The sequence below is a fragment of the Streptacidiphilus sp. MAP12-16 genome (genome assembly GCF_041262165.1).
Taxonomy (GTDB): Bacteria; Actinomycetota; Actinomycetes; order Streptomycetales; family Streptomycetaceae; genus Streptacidiphilus.
In genome coordinates this window covers 16,049-32,095 of sequence record NZ_JBGCBY010000013.1, presented here as the reverse complement: position 1 = coordinate 32,095, position 16,047 = coordinate 16,049, and the positions used below count along the sequence as shown (strand labels likewise).

Here is a 16,047-nt window from a genome sequence, read left to right as displayed (position 1 = left end):
GACCGGGGACCCCTCGTCGCGGCTACTGGGGCCAGGCCGCGTCGATGTTCGCCGCGGTCTTCTGCACCGTCTGGTTCGAGGCGAACCAGGCCGTGAACTCGGTCCACTCCTTGCCCGCGCCGATGGCCGCCGGCATCAGGTCGGAGCCGTCGAAGCGGAAGGTCGCGGACGGGTCGGTGAGGTACTTCGCCGACAACTGGTCGACCGGGTCGGTGTAGACGGCCGGGTCGACGCCCTGGTTGGCGGAGACCCACCCGGGTGCGACCTTGATCCGGCTGGTCGCCCAATCCGCGGTGGACACGTAGTTCTGCACTGCCTGCACCTCGGGACGGCTGGAGAAGGCGGCCACGAACTCGCCGCCGCCCTCGACCGGCGTGGTGATCGACGGGTCCGCCGCGGGCAGCTTGAACGCCCAGATGTCGCCGGCCGGGCCGATGTTGGTGCCCTTGGGCCACTGCGCCTCGTAGAACGAAGCCTGCTGCAGCATGGAGCACTTGCCGGTGAGGATGGGTGCGCCCGCGTCCTGGAAGGTCGTCGTGGCGATGGAACTCACCCCGCCGATGCCGCCGTTGACGTAGGCCGGGTTGTGCATCCAGCTCTGGACCACGTTCATCGAGTCGACGATCTGCGGGTCGCTGAACTTGATCTGGTGACTGACCCACTTGTCGTAGACGTCGCCGCCGTACTTGCCGAGGACGACCTCCTCCAGCCAGTCCGTGGCGGGCCAGCCGGTGGCCGTACCCGAGCCGATGCCGCCGCACCAGGGCTTGTTCTTGCCGGCCTTGGCGATGGTGTCGCTGAGCTTCATCATGTCGGCCCAGGTCGTCGGCACGGTGTATCCGGCGGCCTTGAAGGCCTTGGGCGAGTACCAGACCAGCGACTTCATGTTGGCGCTCATCGGCGCCGCGTAGAAGGTGCCGTTGACGGAGCCGTAGGTCTTCCAGATCGGGGCCCACTTGGCCTCGTTGGTGACGGTCTGCGCCGCGGGCTGGACGACCTTGCCGGTCTTGACCATCTGCGCCAGCAGCCCGGGCTGCGGGATGATCGCCAGGTCGGGGGCGTTGCCGCCGCTGACGCGCACCGGCAGCTGCGACTCGAAGTCGTTGGAGCCCTCGTAGGAGATCTTGATCCCGGTGCAGTCGCTGAACTTCTTCCAGGACGTCTGGAGCGAGTCCGACTCCGGGCTGAGGATGGACGCGAACATCGTGACCGTGGTGCCCGAGTGACCCGCGTACGCCTGGTACGGCGCGCAGTCGCCAGTCAGCGGCGAGGCCGCGCTCGTCGTCTTGCTACTCGTGGAGGAGCTGTTGGAACAGCCCGCGAGCAGTGCCAGCGTGGTCGCGGCACCGACGGCCAGCACCTGCCGATAGCGCCCGCTCGTGCCGACATGCATGTGCATTCTGCAAGCCTCCTTGAGGGAAAAAAGACTGCGGTACCGGTCGCGCGTGCTCCCCGTATCGATACATCACCAACATCACTGCGATGAACCAGAACTGGACCATAACTTGCAGCGAGAGCCCCGCCAAGGGATCTGTCAGCCTTCAGGGCATGAACCCATACCGATCCGGTATCAGGGGCGTGCGGGCCCGCCGCGCGGGCCGGTTCGGGCGCGGGTGAAGGGCCGCCCCGCGTTACGGGATGCGGCCCTTCACTCGGCGGCCCGCTAGGACCTCCGGAAGGAACTCCGGAAGGGACTACCGCCTCAGCGCATGGAACCGGTGCGCAGCAGCGTCCGGATCACCCGCATGGCGACGCTCAGGTTCGCGAGGTCGAACGACTCCGCACCCCTTATGTCGTCGAGCGTGGCCCGGGCCCGGTTGACCAGGGTGGCGTTCGTCTGCACCCAAGCCTCGAAGCGCTCCTCCGGCGTCGCGCCCGGCTTGCCGTAGCCGAGCAGGTCGGCGGCGAGGACCGCGTGCGCCGCGAAGAGGTCCTCGCGGATCGCGGCACGGGCCATGGACTGCCACCGGTCGCCTCGCGGCAGCTCGATGATCCGGTCCAGCAGGTCCGTGATCTGCAGCCGGTCGGCGAGCGAGTAGTAGACGTCGGCGACGGTACGGACGTCCTCGCCGGTGCGGTCGGCGACCTCGACGATGTCCATCGTGGGGAACGCCGAGGAGAGTCCGGCGACCCGGACGGCCAGCGGCACCGGGACTCCGGCCGAGGCCAACTCCGCGTAGACGCTGTCGAACCACTCGCGGTCGGAACCGCGCAGCAGGTCCGGCAGCATGCCCCAGACCTCGTTGCAGCGGTCGCGGAAGTCCGCGATCGTCGCCGTGATGTCCAGCGGCTGGCGGCGGTTGTTGAGCAGCCAGCGGGTGGCGCGCTCGACCAGCCGCCGGCTGTGCAGCCGCATCCTGGTCTGGACGTCCGCCGGAACCCGGTTGTCCAGGGCCTCGATCTCGGCCCAGATGCCCTTGAGGTCGAAGATCGCCCGAGCGGCCGTGTGCGAGCGCACGACCTCCTCGTACGTCGCCCCGGTCTCCTCCTTCAGCCGGAAGGCGAAGGTGCAACCGCCCCGGTTGATGGTCTCGTTGACCAGCACCGTGGTGATGATCTCCCGGCGCAGGGCGTGCGCGTCGATCTGCTCCGGGAAGCGCTGCTGCAGCTGCTTGGGGAAGTACCGGTGCAACTTGCCCTGGACGTAGGCGTCGTCGGGCAGGTCGGAGGCGAGGATCTCGTCGGCGAGCGTGATCTTCGTGTAGGCGAGCAGGACCGACAGCTCGGGCTGGCTGAGCCCGCGTCCGGCCGCGGCGCGCTCGCGGATCTGCGAACCGTTCGGCAGGAACTCCAGCGCCCGGTTGAGGTGCCCGTCGGCGACCAGCCGGCGCATCAGCCGGGCGTGCACGTCGAGCATGCTCGGGGCCTGGGCGAGGGCGTTGGCCAAGGCGACGTTCTGCGCGTAGTTGTTGCGCAGCACGTGCTCGCCGACCTCGTCGGTCATCTCCGCGAGCAGGGCGTTGCGCTGCTTGACCGTCATGTCGCCGTCGGCGACCACCCGGTTGAGCAGGATCTTGATGTTCACCTCGTGGTCGGAGGTGTCCACGCCGGCCGAGTTGTCGATGGCGTCGGTGTTGACCGCGCCGCCGGACCTGTCGGGGCCGCCGCTGAGAGCGAACTCGATCCGGCCGAGCTGGGTCGCACCCAGGTTGCCGCCCTCGCCGAGCACCTTGACCCGCAGGTCGCCGCCGTTGACCCGGATCGCGTCGTTGGCCTTGTCGCCGACCTCGGCGTTGTTCTCGGTGGACGCCTTGACGTAGGTGCCGATGCCGCCGTTCCACAGCAGGTCGACCGGCGCGAGCAGGATCGCCTTCATCAGTTCGGCGGGGGTGATCCGGGAGACACCGGCGTCGATGCCCAGGGCGGCCCGCATCGGCGCGGTGATGTTGATCGACTTGGCGCTGCGCGGGAAGATTCCGCCGCCCGCCGAGATCAGCGCCTTGTCGTAGTCCTCCCAAGAGCTGCGCGGCAGTTCGAACAGCCGCTTGCGCTCGGCGAACGAGGTCGCCGCGTCCGGGTCGGGGTCGACGAAGATGTGGCGGTGGTCGAAGGCCGCGACCAGCCGGATGTGCTCGCTGAGCAGCATGCCGTTACCGAAGACGTCACCGGACATGTCGCCGATGCCGACGACGGTGAAGTCCTCCGTCTGGGTGTCGTGCCCGAGCTCGCGGAAGTGCCGCTGGACGGACTCCCAGGCACCCTTGGCGGTGATGCCCATGCCCTTGTGGTCGTACCCGGCCGAGCCGCCGGAGGCGAAGGCGTCGCCCAGCCAGAAGCCGTAGGACTCGGCGACCTCGTTGGCGATGTCGGAGAAGGTCGCGGTGCCCTTGTCGGCGGCGACGACGAGGTAGGTGTCGTCCCCGTCGTGCCGGACCACGTCCTTGGGCGGGACGACGCCCTGTCCTGCGACCAGGTTGTCGGTGATGTCGAGCAGACCCGAGATGAAGGTCTTGTACGACGAGATGCCCTCGGCCAGCCAGGCGGCACGGTCCACAGCCGGGTCCGGGAGCCGCTTGGCGACGAAGCCGCCCTTGGAACCGACCGGCACGATCACGGTGTTCTTCACCATCTGCGCCTTGACCAGGCCCAGGACCTCGGTACGGAAGTCCTCGCGGCGGTCGGACCAGCGCAGTCCGCCTCGGGCGACCTTGCCGAAGCGCAGGTGCACGCCCTCGACCTGCGGCGAGTAGACCCAGATCTCGTACGCCGGGCGGGGCGCGGGCAGGTCGGGGATGGCCTGCGGGTCGAACTTCATCGAGACGTAGGCGTGCGGCTCCCCGGTTGCCGGGTCGCGCTGGAAGAAGTTGGTCCGCAGCGTCGCCTTGATCAGGGTGAGGAAGGAGCGCAGGATCCGGTCCTCGTCCAGGCTGACGACCTGATCGAGGGCTCCGTCGAGCTCCTCCAGGATGCCGTCGGTGAGCTCGTCCGCGCCGGAGCGGTGGGCCGGCGACAGCCGGGCCTCGAACAGGTTCACCAGCAGGCGGGTGGTGTGGACGTTGTTGGTGAGGGCGTCCTCGACGTAGTCCTGCGAAAAGGTCGACCCGGCCTGCCTGAGGTACTTGGCATAGGCGCGCAGCACCACGGCCTGACGCCAGGTCAGCCCGGCGCGCAGGATCAGGGAGTTGAAGCCGTCGTTCTCGGCCCGGCCGGTCCAGGCGGCGGCGAACGCCTCCTGGAAGCGGTCGCGGCCGTCCTGGTTGACGGCGGCGGCGATCTCGGCGGGGAGCCGCAGCCCGAAGTCGTACACCCAGGCGACGGTGCCGTCGCTGCGGCGCAGCTCGTAGGGGTGCTCGTCGAGGACCTCCACGCCGAGCCGCTGCAGCACTGGAAGGACGTCGCTCAGCGAGACCGAGCCGCCGACCCAGTAGATCTTGAAGCGGCGCTCGCCCTCCTCGGCGTCCACCGGCTGGTAGAGGTTCAGCCGGAAGTCCGTCGGTCCGGTCAGCGACTCCAGCTGGCGCAGGTCGCCGACGGCCATGGCGGGCGTGAAGTCGGCCCGGTAGCCGTCGGGGAAGGCGCCGCCGTAGCGGCGGGACATCTCGGCCGCGCGCTCCTCGCCGCACTCGCGGGTCAGCACCTCGTTGAAGCCGTCCACCCAGGAGCGTGCCGCATCGGCGAGCTTGGCCTCCAGCCGCTCGATGTCGGACTCGCTGAGCTTGGGCAGCTCGGTGCCGGCCGGGACGCGGACCACGAAGTGGAGCCGGGCGAGCACCGACTCGGTGTTCCAGGCGGTGTAGTCGATGGTGCTGCCGCCGAGCTCCTGCATCAGCAGGTCCATCAGCCGCAGCCGCACCCGGGTGGTGTAGCGGTCACGCGGCAGGTAGACCAGTGCCGAGAAGTAGCGGCCGTACTCGTCCGAGCGCAGGAATAGCCGCAGCTTGCGGCGTTCCTGCAGGTAGAGAACGCTCAGCGCGACGGAGAGCAGCTCGTCGGCCGGCGTCTGGAACAGCTCGTCGCGGGGGTAGGTCTCCAGGATCTGGACCAGGTCGCGGGCGTCGTGGCTCTCGGTGGTGAAGCTGGACTCGGCGACGACCTGCTGGACCTTGCGGCGGACGACCGGGATACGGGTGACCGACTCGGTGTAGGCGGCGGCGGAGAGCAGGCCCAGGAAGCGGCGCTCGCCGACGACGTTGCCGTCCGCGTCGAACTTCTTGACGCCGACATAGTCGAGGTAGGAGGGCCGGTGCACGGTGGAGCGGCTGTTGGCCTTCGTCAGGACCAGCAGCTTCTTCTCGCGGGCCTTGGCGCGGGCGGGCGCGGTGAGGCGCCCGAACGAGGCCGAGGACATGGTGCCGGCCAGCTTCTCGTCGGCCGTGTGCGGGCGCACCCGGGGGTCGGAGCGCAGCACGCCGAGGCCGGTGCCGGGCACGGCCTTCAGCATGTCCTCGCCGTCCTCGTTCTGCACCAGGTCGTACTCGCGGTAGCCGAGGAAGGTGAAGTGGTCGGCGGAGAGCCAGCGCAGCAGCTCCTGGGCCTCGTCCACCTCCTGCGCGGGCAGTTCGACCGGCGGCTCGGCCTGCAGCTCGTCGGCGAGGCGCAGCGCACCGTCGCGCATCTTGCCCCAGTCCTCGACGACCTCGCGGACGTCACCGAGGACGCGGCGCAGGTTGGCCTCGATGGACCGCAGGTCGTCGCGGTCGGTCTCGCGGTCGATCTCGATGTGCATCCACGACTCGAGCAGCGCGCCCTGCAGCTGGCTCGGCCGGTCGGGCAGGTCCGCGGCGCAGACGTCCGCGTCCAGGATCTCCAGGAGCTTGCCGGTGAGGTCGCGGCGGACCAGTAGCTGAGGGTGGATCACCACATGGATGGCACGGTCCTGGCGGGACAGCTCGTTGGTGACCGAGTCGACCAGGAACGGCATGTCGTCGGTGACGATCTCGACCACGGTGTGGCCGCAGGACCACCCGTTCTCCTCCACCGTCGGCGTGTGCACTCTGACCTCGGCCGTGCCCTGCGGCCGGCGGACCGCGAGCCGGTGGTGGGAGGCCGCCGCGCCGTAGACGTCGACGGGGTCGCGGCCGAGCAGGTCCTCGGGGGCGGTGTGCAGGTAGTAGTGCTTCAGGTAGGAGGCGAGGGCTCCGTCGCCGAGAGCCTCTCCCTGGGCTGCCTTGCTGAGCAGTTCGGCCTTCGCTGCGTCCAGCTGGGTCTGCATGGCTATCTGGCTCCTGTCGCGCGCCGTTGCGTGACTCGGTGGTGTGCGTCGCGCGCGATCACCGGGTCTGTCCGTATCCTCCCGCATGTCCGGTTACAGATGCGAACTCCCCGGTGAACTCCGCGCTTCCGCGAGGTTTCCCGGCGAGCCTAACCGGGGTAGGGGACAGTGTCAGGGGCCGGATCGGTGCACTGCGTCAGGATGTTTGGTCCGCGCTGTACGACTTGTCCAACTGCAGCAGGTGCGGGCAGCCGAGACCGGTCGGTCTGAGGCCGGTCGGTCTGAGGCCGGTCGGTCTGAGGCCGGTCGGTCTGAGGCCGGTCGGTCTGAGGCCGGTCGGTCTACAGCATGTGCGGATAGCGGTGGTCCGTCGGCGGGACGAACGTCTCCTTGATGGAGCGGGTCGAGGTCCAGCGCAGCAGGTTCTGGACGGAGCCCGCCTTGTCGTTGGTGCCGGAGGCCCGACTGCCGCCGAAGGGCTGCTGGCCCACGACCGCGCCGGTGGGCTTGTCGTTGATGTAGAAGTTGCCCGCGGCGAAGCGGAGCCGGTGCGCCGCCCGGGCGACCGCGGCCCGGTCCTGCGCGATCACCGCGCCGGTCAGCGCATATGGGGCGACGGACTCCAACTGGTCCAGGGTCTGCTCCCAGCGGCCGTCCTCGTAGACGTGGACGGCGAGCAGCGGGCCGAAGTACTCGGTGGAGAAGATCTCGTGCCTGGGGTCTGTGGCCATAATCACAGTCGGGCTGACGAAGTAACCGATCGCGTCGTCGTATCGGCCGCCGACGACGATGTCCAGGCTGTGGTCGTTGCGCGCCTTGTCGATGGCGTCGCGGTTCTTCTCGAAGGCACGGGCGTCGATCAGCGCGCCCATGAAGTTGGAGAAGTCCGTGACGTCGCCCGCAGTGAGGCCCTGCACCTCGGCCAGGAAGTCGTCCTTGACCGTCCGCCAGAGGCTGCGTGGAACGTACGCGCGGGAGGCGGCCGAGCACTTCTGGCCCTGGTACTCGAAGGCGCCCCGGATCAGCGCCGTGCGCAGTACCGCAGGGTCGGCGCTGGGGTGCGCGACCACGAAGTCCTTGCCGCCGGTCTCGCCGACGAGGCGCGGGTAGCCGCGGTAGTTGCCGATATTGGCCCCGACGGTCTGCCACAGCTGCTGGAAGGTGCGGGTGGAGCCGGTGAAGTGGATGCCCGCCAGGTCCCGATGGGCGAGGGTGACCTGCGACAGCGCCTGCCCGTCGCCGGTCACCATGTTGATCACCCCGGGCGGCAGGCCGGCCGCCTCCAGCAGCCGCATCAGGTACCAGGCGGACAGGGTCTGCGTGGGCGACGGCTTCCAGACCACGGTGTTGCCCATCAACGCGGGCGCGGTGGGCAGGTTCCCGGCGATGGCGGTGAAGTTGAAGGGCGTGATCGCGTAGACGAACCCCTCCAGCGGACGGTGGTCGCTGCGGTTCCACACGCCGGGGCTGCTGACCGGCTGCTCCTCGATGATCCGCCGGGCGAAGTGGACGTTCCAGCGCCAGAAGTCCACCAGCTCGCAGGGTGCGTCGATCTCCGCCTGCTGGACGGTCTTGGACTGCCCGAGCATGGTCGCCGCCGCGACCGCCTCCCGCCAGGGGCCCGCCAGCAGGTCGGCGGCCCTGAGGAAGATCGCGGCGCGGTCGTCGAAGGACAGCTCGCGCCAGGCCGGCGCCGCCTTGAGCGCGGCGTCGATCGCCAGCTGGGCGTCCTCACGGGTGGCGTTGCCGAGCACGCCGAGCTTCGCCGAGTGGTGGTGCGGCTGCACCACCTCGATCCTCTCTCCGCCACCCATCCGCTGCTCGCCGCCGACGGTCATCTTCAGCGTCGCGTACTCACCCGCGATCTCGTGCAGTCTCGCCTCGATCCGCGACCGCTCCGGACTACCGGGGGCGTACCCGTGGATAGGCTCGTTCACGGGCACCGGAACCTGCGTGACAGCGTCCATAAGCCTCATGCTGTCATGATTTGACCAGTTCCTGGGCGTACTCGACCGCCTGCGCGAGGGTGTCGGCGACCGGCACACCGACCCGCTCCAACTCGGAGCGGGCGTGGGAGCCGCCGGTGTACAGGACCGCGTGCGCGCCGACGTGCGCGGCCGCGCGGGCGTCGTCCACGACATCGCCGATCAGCACCGTACGGGACGGGCTGACCCCGCCCATCGCGGCCAGATGCCGGACCAGGTGCTCGGCCTTGCTGCTTACTCCGCCGGTGCTGGACCGGCCGTCCACCCGGACGAAGTGCCGCTCCAGGTCGAAGCCCCGGACCAGCGGGACAAGATCGTCGTGCCCGTACATGGACAGCAGCGACTGCGAGCGCACGCCCTCGCTCGGCCACTGGGCGAGCAGGGTCGCCGCGCCGGCGGTGAGACCGCAGGAGTCGCGGCGGCTCCGGTAGTGGGTGTGGAACGCCCGATCCATCTCGGCCCACTCGTCCGGGGTCGGGACGCGGCCCATCAACTCCTCGTAGAAGTCGATGACCGGGACCCGGTACTGCTCGCGGTACTGCTCGAGGGTGAGCGGAGGCAGGTCTATCCCCAGTGACCTGAGCGACGCGAAGGCGGCGTTGCTCGCCGCCACCACTGCTTCGATGTCGTCGAAGAGGGTGCCGTTCCAGTCCCAGACGATGTGTGCACGCATGAAGGAACGGTATCCGGAGGCGCTGACAGCGCGAGAAGTGGGCTGGTCAGGGGCTCGATACTCAGCCCAGCAGGCCGGGGATCTCCTGGGTGGCGAACCAGAGCAGCTCGTGGTCCTCGGCCCCGTCGACGGCGAACCGGGCGTCCTCGTCCCCGGCGTCCGCGGCGGCGACCGCCGACACCGCGGCGGACACGTCGTCGAGCACCTCCGGCTCGTCGGCGTCCGCGTGCACCGAGGCGACCTTGGCCATCGCGAGCGTCTCCGTGAGCGTCACCGCGCCGAGCGCAGCGGCGTCCGTGTGCTCGGCGTCGACCTGCAGCGTCACCACCTGGTCCGGCACGTCCAGCGCCACCACCACCCGGCGGCGCGGAGCGGCGGCGTCCTCGGCGAGCAGCCGCAGCGAGGACTGGGCGGCGCGCACCAGCGCGGCGTACTCCAACTCCTCGATGTCGTCGCTCAGGTACCACTCCCGCAGAGCCGGAGTGACCGCGTAGGCCCGCAGCGGCGCCGGGCCGAGGGTTCCCTCCGTATGCCCCTGCGCGAGGGCGGTCAACGTGGTGGGGACGTACACGCGCATCGGGGCGCTCCGGGGGAGGGAAGGGGGAGAACGATTCCAGCGTCAAGCATAGGCGGCCACGAGGAGGCCCAGCGGCACACACGAATGCCTGCGGAGAGTCACCGATCGAGTGCCTTCCGACTGCGCTGGGTAATCGCCTCCGAGGTGTGGGCTTTCTCGTACTCCCAGCTCAGAGCACCTTTGTCACTCGGATAGGTGAACTTCTCGACAGTCGCAGGAGCCGCGGCGGGAGCCTTGTCGCTGTCAGAGGCAGCCGGTACCACAGACCTTGCACACAGCAGCTCTCCGCACCTCTTCCCAGCACCGGGGGTGACCGTCATGGTCGAGACCGCGCACCAGCGGACCGTACGTCAGAACACCACCCCTGCGGGGGTGCGGGTGGGCCGGGTCCACGGCGTCGGCGCGCAACGTGCCCCGCAGTGCGGCCCCGCACCGACGCGCACCGGCAACAACGGGGTGGCCGGCCGGTACGCCCAACGCCTGCTGGAGGTGCTCAGCGGCCACCGGGTCTGCGACCAGCTCGCGGCGCTGGCCACCGAGGACGTCTACGACGACGTACGCACCCTCGTCCGCCGACGGTCGCTGCGCGCTCCCGGCGACGTGCTGCCGGTGCTGGGCAGGGTCTTCGACGACTCCCCGGCGCCCGGGGTCATGGAGGTCACCGCGGCGGTCGGGCTCGGCGAGCGGGTGGAGATCCTGGCGTTCCGGCTGGAACTGGGCCGGGCACCGCGACGCCCGGAAATGACATGGCGGTTCACCGCCCTGGAGACCAGGTGGTGAACCGCCATGACTACGAGATGCCCGTGGGGGCGGCGTACTGTCGGTGCGTCACTTCTTGCGGCGACGGCCGCCCTTCGCCGCCTTGCGGCGCTCGGCGCGGGTGCCGCCTTCCTCGTCCGACTCGTCCTCGGGCTCGCCGGTGGGGAAGTCGCCTTCGATCACGCCGCCCGCACCGTCCACCGAAGGGGCGGTGTAGTGGAGGCGGTCCGGGCGCTGCGGCGCCTCCAGGCCCTTGGCCCGGATCTCCGGACGGACGTCCTCCGGCGCCTTGTCCAGCTGGACCGCGTCGGCGGAGTCGGAGACCGGCACGTCCTCGACCTGCTGCTCGACCTGGACCTCCAGGTTGAACAGGTAGCCGACGGACTCCTCCTTGATGCCCTCCATCATGGCGGCGAACATGTCGAAGCCCTCGCGCTGGTACTCGACCAGGGGGTCGCGCTGGGCCAGCGCCCGCATGCCGATGCCCTCCTGGAGATAGTCCATCTCGTAGAGGTGCTCGCGCCACCGGCGGTCGAGCACCGAAAGGACCACGCGGCGCTCCAGCTCCCGCATCACGGCCTCGCCGAGCTGGTTCTCCCGCTCGATGTACTTGGCGTGCAGGTCCTCCTTGACCGCCTCGGCGAGCAGCTCGGGGGTGATGCCCGCGCGGTCGCCGTTCTCGTCCTCCAGCTCCGCCACGGTCAGGCTGATCGGGTAGAGCTGGCCGAGGGCCTGCCACAGCTTGTCGAAGTCCCACTCCTCCGCGAAGCCGTCGGCGGTGGCGTCCTTCACGTAGGCGTCGACGGTGTCGTCGATGAAGTGGTCGATCTGCTCGCGCAGGTCCTCGCCCTCCAGCACGCGGCGGCGCTCGCCGTAGATGACCTCGCGCTGGCGGCTCAGCACCTCGTCGTACTTGAGGACGTTCTTGCGGATCTCGAAGTTCTGCTGCTCGACCTGGGTCTGCGCGGAGGCGATGGCGCGGGTGACCATCTTGGACTCGATCGGCACGTCCTCGGGGACGTTGGCCATCGAGAGCACGCGCTCGACCATGCCGGCCTTGAACAGGCGCATCAGGTCGTCGCCGAGCGACAGGTAGAAGCGGGACTCGCCCGGGTCGCCCTGACGGCCGGAACGGCCGCGCAGCTGGTTGTCGATCCGGCGGGACTCGTGCCGCTCGGTGCCCAGCACGTAGAGGCCGCCCAGTTCCTGGACCTCCTCCTGCTCGGCCTTGACCGCGCTCTTGGCCTTCGACAGTGCGTCGGGCCACGCGGCCTCGTACTCCTCGGGGGTGTCCACCGGGGAGAGGCCGCGCTGGGCGAGCTCCGCGGCGGCCAGGTGCTCGGGGTTGCCGCCGAGCATGATGTCGGTGCCACGGCCGGCCATGTTGGTGGCGACCGTGACCGCGCCCCTGCGCCCGGCCTGCGCGACGACCTGCGCCTCACGTTCGTGGTACTTGGCGTTGAGCACCTCGTGCTGGACGCCGCGCTTGCGCAGCTCCGTCGACAGGTACTCGGACTTCTCGACGCTGGTCGTGCCGACCAGGATCGGCTGGCCCTTCTCGTGCTTCTCGACGATGTCGTCGACCACGGCCGCGAACTTGGCCGGCTCGGACTTGTAGATGAGGTCCGGCTGGTCGATGCGGACCCGTTCCCGGTTCGGCGGGATCGGGACCACGCCCAGCTTGTAGATCTGGTGGAACTCGGCCGCCTCGGTCTGTGCGGTACCGGTCATCCCGGACAGCTTGTCGTACAGCCGGAAGAAGTTCTGCAGGGTGATGGTGGCCAGGGTCTGGTTCTCGTTCTGGACCTCCACCCCCTCCTTGGCCTCGATCGCCTGGTGCATGCCCTCGTTGTAGCGGCGACCGGCGAGGATACGGCCGGTGTGCTCGTCGACGATCAGGACCTCGCCGTTCATGACGACGTAGTCCTTGTCCTTCTTGTAGAGCTCCTTGGCCTTGATGGCGTTGTTGAGGAAGCCCACCAGAGGGGTGTTGACCGACTCGTAGAGGTTGTCGATGCCGAGGTAGTCCTCGACCCGGGTGACACCGGCCTCCAGCACACCCACGGTGCGCTTCTTCTCCTCGACCTCGTAGTCGCGGTCGATCTTCAGCCGGGTGACCAGCTTGGCGAAGTCGCCGTACCACTTGGTGGCCTGGTCCGCCGGACCGGAGATGATCAGCGGGGTACGGGCCTCGTCGATCAGGATCGAGTCGACCTCGTCGACGACGGCGAAGTTGTGGCCGCGCTGCACCAGCTCGTCCTGCGACCACGCCATGTTGTCGCGCAGGTAGTCGAAGCCGAACTCGTTGTTGGTGCCGTAGGTGATGTCGGCCGCGTACTGCTTGCGGCGCTCGGCCGGGCTCATGTTGGCCAGGATCACGCCGACGTCGAGGCCGAGGAAGCGGTGCACCCGGCCCATCCACTCCGAGTCGCGCTCGGCGAGGTAGTCGTTGGTCGTGATCAGGTGAACGCCCTTGCCGGACAGCGCGTTCAGATACGTGGGCAGGGTGCCGACCAGGGTCTTGCCCTCGCCGGTGCCCATCTCGGCGACGTAGCCGAGGTGCAGGGCCGCGCCGCCCATGAGCTGGACGTCGTAGTGGCGCTGGCCGAGGGTGCGCTTGGCGGCCTCGCGAACGGTCGCGAAGGCCTCAGGGAGGAGGTCGTCCAGGGACTCGCCGTCCGCGTAGCGCTCCCGGTACTCCTCGGTGAGCGCCCGCAGCTCGGCGTCCGTCAGGTTGACGAAGTCCTCTTCGATGGAATTGACCTGGGCGGCAATGCGGTGCAGCTTGCGAAGGATCTTTCCTTCGCCTGCGCGCAGGATCTTGTCGAAGACGGACACGTGGGCTGGCTCCTTGCCTGGGCTGGCACTGGGCGGTCTGTGCACTTGCGGTCTGTGCACCGGCGATGGAGACGCACCACCGCGTGGCCATCGTATGCGAGGAAACGAGGCGGTCGGGAGGTCCGTCAGCGCACCGGCTGGGTGTCACCCCTAAGAGTGGGGCGGTCAGCACCGGCATCCATGGACAAATCGGACACGCGGTCACCGTCGCGAATATCGGAGAGCGCCCGACGGCCCGCCGCGGGATACTCGGTCGATGGAACCCGTGATCTTGGAAACCCCCCGCCTGATCCTCCGCCCCTTCGCCGCGGAGGACGCTCCCCGGGTCTACCGGGAGTGCCAGGACGAGGAGATCCAGCGGTGGATCCCGGTCCCCGTTCCCTACACGGCCGAGGACGCGCGGATCTTCGTCGGCGAGGTCTGCCCGGTCGGCTGGCGCGAGGGGACGATGCTCAACTTCGGCAGCTTCACCCGCGACGGCGGCGCCCTCGTCTCGTCCATGGGCGTCCACCTGGGTGTCGCACGTCCCGAAGGCGTCGCCGAGATCGGCTTCTGGACGGCGCGGGAGCACCGGGGCCGCGGTTACACCGCCGAGGCCGCCTCGACGGTGTGCCGGTGGGCGTTCCTGGCACTGGAGGTGCAGCGCATGGAGTGGCTGGCGATCGTGGGGAACGCCGGGTCCAGAGCAGTGGCCGAGAAGGTCGGATTCACCGTCGAAGGCACGCTTCGCTCCCGCCTCAACCATCGCGGGGTGCTCCGGGACGCCTGGATCGGCTCGCTGCTCCCCTCCGACCTTGCCTCCGACCTCCCTTCCGGCCTCGCCTGAGCGCCCCTCCGAATCAGTAGGAGCAGCAGTAGGAGGCCGAATCAGCAGGACTCCCGCCACGCGTCCAGGGCCAGGTGCTTGAGCAGGGCGCTGAAGCGCATCCGGCGGGCGGGGCCGCAGAACGCCGAGGTCGGCAGGTTGTACTCGGCCTCGAAGACCGGCTTGCCGGCGGCGACGAACGGAACCGACGCGGCGCACTCCTGGAACTCGGCACACTGCTCGTTCACGGCGAAGTCGAAGGTCCCGACAAGCTGGGGCACCTGGTCGACGTCGTTCTTCAGACCGGCGGACAGCCCCCTGGCGTGAGCGAGGTCGGCCAGCATCCGGTTGAAGGCGAGCTGGTCGGCGGCGGTGAGCGGAAAGCCCGAGTCATTGCGGTAGCCGTCGACGTTGTCCGGTTCCACGGCGTCGAACCCCTTGTCGCGGCAGAGGTCGAACCTGCGGCTGAGGAGTGGCCTGAGCAGGTCGAGGCGTCGGATGTCCAGCCATCGCTCGCCGGGCCAGCCGTTCGACGCGCCAAGGAGTGCCACCGGGTAGGTGCTGCTGTCGGGCCGGAAGTCCTCGAACGCCCCGGCGTTGACGTAGCAGATCACCTTGCGGCCCTTGGCGTGCAGCGCGGCGACCACAGCGGCGCTGTTCTGGAAGCCGTCGATGTCGTAGACGGCAGCGTCGACGCCGGTGTCGACCGGCGTGGTCAGCTGCCACTGCCAGCTGGTGCCCGGCGTCGGCTGCCAGCGGGCAGGCGCGGGCGCGCTGCGGCCCTGGCTGGCGGCGGAGCCGGGGCTCGGACTGATTCCGAGACTCGGATTCACGCTGGGGTTCAAGCTGGGGTTCAGGCTCGGGTTCAAGCTCGGGTTCAGGCTCGGGTTCAAGCTCGGGGGCGAGCCGGTGCTTGCGTTCGGAGTCGAAGGCGGAGCACCGTCCGAGGAACCGGGCACACCGGGCCCCGTACCTCCGCTGCAACCGGCGACGGCCAGCAGCAGACCGCAGGCGAGCGCGGCCGCGGCCCTCAACTCCGCACCTCGGCCCGCGCCGCACCGAGCTGCGGCATCAGCTCGCCCCAGGGGTTGGCGCCGGTGCCCGGCGTGGCGTAGCAGATCTCGGCGTGATGCCGCCGTGCCGCCGGGGGGACCAGGGCACAGAGCTCCGCGGGCGTCCCGTGCACCAGGTGCCCAAAGCGTCGTGCCGGGTGGTCGGCGGTCCAGCCGGGCACGCGCAGCCGCAGGTAGTCCTCCCAGGTGCCCTCGAAGGTGATCAGCAGATCGGCCAGCTCGGCGAAGCCGGGTGCCGGGTGGACGCCGGGATTGAGCACCACCTGCGCCGCGTCCAGCGACCGGGCCGCGACCGCCAGCCGACGGTAGTACTGGAGCAGTTCCGGACCGGATCCGACCTGGTCCAGGAACACCCCGTCCAGCTGGTACCACTCCTGGTAGCGCTCGATCTCCGCGACCACCTCGCGGTGGGTCCGGCCGGCGTAGTCGGTGTCGACGTAGCCGAGCAGGGGCACTCCGGCCGCGCGCAGACTCCGGCCGGCCTCGCCGAACTCCGCCAGTGGCTCGCTCCCCGGCCCGCTCCCGGGGTTGAACACCACTCCGGCCACGGTGGCGGCGCTCGCCGCCACCGTGGCCCAGGCGTCCGGATCGGCTCCCGGATGGATGTAGAGCGGGACCAGCAGTCGCCGCTCGTCGAGCTCGACCAGGGTCCGCACAGGCCCTGGCTCACGCGTCGTCAATTCAA

10 protein-coding genes are annotated in these 16,047 nt (G+C 69.6%); 2 read left to right on the top strand and 8 right to left on the bottom strand.

What is annotated here, in order from left to right:
• Nucleotides 1–22: 22 nt before the first annotated feature.
• From ABIA33_RS18790 to ABIA33_RS18770, 5 genes are all read right to left on the bottom strand, one after another.
• Entirely contained in the window at nt 23–1,399 is a 1,377-nt protein-coding gene (locus ABIA33_RS18790) for an ABC transporter substrate-binding protein (RefSeq protein ID WP_370083002.1), read from the bottom strand.
• Nucleotides 1,400–1,702: 303 nt separating this feature from the next.
• Entirely contained in the window at nt 1,703–6,652 is a 4,950-nt protein-coding gene (locus ABIA33_RS18785) for an NAD-glutamate dehydrogenase (RefSeq protein WP_370083000.1), read from the bottom strand.
• Between the two features lie 341 nt (nt 6,653–6,993).
• Nucleotides 6,994–8,619: an L-glutamate gamma-semialdehyde dehydrogenase gene (gene pruA / locus ABIA33_RS18780; RefSeq protein WP_370082998.1), complete on the bottom strand. Its 1,626-nt coding sequence runs from the start codon at nt 8,617–8,619 to the stop codon at nt 6,994–6,996.
• 13 nt (nt 8,620–8,632) lie between these two features.
• Nucleotides 8,633–9,310 (bottom strand): HAD family hydrolase, encoded by a 678-nt coding sequence (locus tag ABIA33_RS18775; RefSeq protein ID WP_370082996.1) that lies wholly within the window; start codon nt 9,308–9,310, stop codon nt 8,633–8,635.
• Nucleotides 9,311–9,371: 61 nt separating this feature from the next.
• Entirely contained in the window at nt 9,372–9,887 is a 516-nt protein-coding gene (locus tag ABIA33_RS18770) for a hypothetical protein (protein ID WP_370082994.1), read from the bottom strand.
• 318 nt (nt 9,888–10,205) lie between these two features.
• Between ABIA33_RS18770 and ABIA33_RS18765 the strand changes: the two genes are divergently transcribed.
• Entirely contained in the window at nt 10,206–10,667 is a 462-nt protein-coding gene (locus tag ABIA33_RS18765; protein ID WP_370082992.1) for an Rv3235 family protein, read from the top strand.
• Between the two features lie 48 nt (nt 10,668–10,715).
• Here ABIA33_RS18765 and secA read toward each other — a convergent pair whose 3' ends face one another.
• A complete protein-coding gene (gene secA / locus ABIA33_RS18760) occupies nt 10,716–13,484 on the bottom strand; it encodes a preprotein translocase subunit SecA (RefSeq protein WP_370082990.1) in 2,769 nt (922 codons plus the stop codon).
• Nucleotides 13,485–13,740: 256 nt separating this feature from the next.
• Here secA and ABIA33_RS18755 point away from each other — a divergent pair, with 256 nt between their 5' ends.
• On the top strand, nt 13,741–14,310 hold the full coding sequence (locus ABIA33_RS18755; RefSeq protein ID WP_370082987.1) for a GNAT family N-acetyltransferase: 570 nt from the start codon (nt 13,741–13,743) through the stop codon (nt 14,308–14,310).
• Nucleotides 14,311–14,351: 41 nt separating this feature from the next.
• Here ABIA33_RS18755 and ABIA33_RS18750 read toward each other — a convergent pair whose 3' ends face one another.
• Nucleotides 14,352–15,122: an endo alpha-1,4 polygalactosaminidase gene (locus ABIA33_RS18750; protein ID WP_370082985.1), complete on the bottom strand. Its 771-nt coding sequence runs from the start codon at nt 15,120–15,122 to the stop codon at nt 14,352–14,354.
• Between the two features lie 197 nt (nt 15,123–15,319).
• Nucleotides 15,320–16,042, bottom strand: a complete 723-nt coding sequence (locus tag ABIA33_RS18745) for a spherulation-specific family 4 protein (RefSeq protein WP_370082983.1) — start codon at nt 16,040–16,042, stop codon at nt 15,320–15,322.
• Nucleotides 16,043–16,047: the final 5 nt, after the last annotated feature.